The following is a 556-nucleotide window of genomic DNA, read 5'->3' on the forward strand; positions in this document are numbered from 1 at the left end:
CTGTTCGGCGTCATCCCCTTCGTCGACGTCAGCCAGTACTGGGCGTTCATCCAAGAACGGAACCTCCTCCTCCAGTTCCAGGACGGGAACCCCGTTCTCGGCGCGGTGTTCGTCACGTTCGCGATGGGGTTCGTCGGGACCGTCCTCGGCATCCCCGGCGCGCTCATCCTCGGGGTGCTCGGCTCCGAGCGCGTGACGCCGTACCCTTTCAACTTCATCTTCCGCGGGACGATGAGCGTCATCCGCGCCATCCCGGCGCTGGTGTGGGCGCTCATCTACATCCCCCTCGGCGGCGTCTCGCCGTTCACGGCGACGCTCGCCATCGGCACCGACACGATGGGGAACCTCGGTCGCCTGTTCACGGACGCCCTCGAAGAAGTCGAGGACGGACCGATAGAGGCCATCGAGTCGACCGGCGCGAACAGCCCCCAGAAGGTCGTCTTCGGGATGCTCTCGCAGGTCTTTACGCCCTTCATCGCGTGGACGATGTACATCCTCGAAATCAACGTCCGCATCGGCGTCACGATGGGACTCATCGGCGGCGGCGGCCTCGGAC

Annotated in this window: 1 protein-coding gene; it reads left to right on the forward strand. The window is 65.5% G+C overall.

The window, feature by feature from the left end; translation table 11 throughout:
- Window positions 1–556 (forward strand): ABC transporter permease (locus tag D3D02_RS18705; protein ID WP_394337743.1); only part of this gene is annotated, 556 nt, incomplete at both ends.

This window comes from Halobellus sp. Atlit-38R (genome assembly GCF_003665925.1).
In the GTDB taxonomy this organism is placed as follows: Archaea; Halobacteriota; Halobacteria; order Halobacteriales; family Haloferacaceae; genus Haloquadratum; species Haloquadratum inordinatus.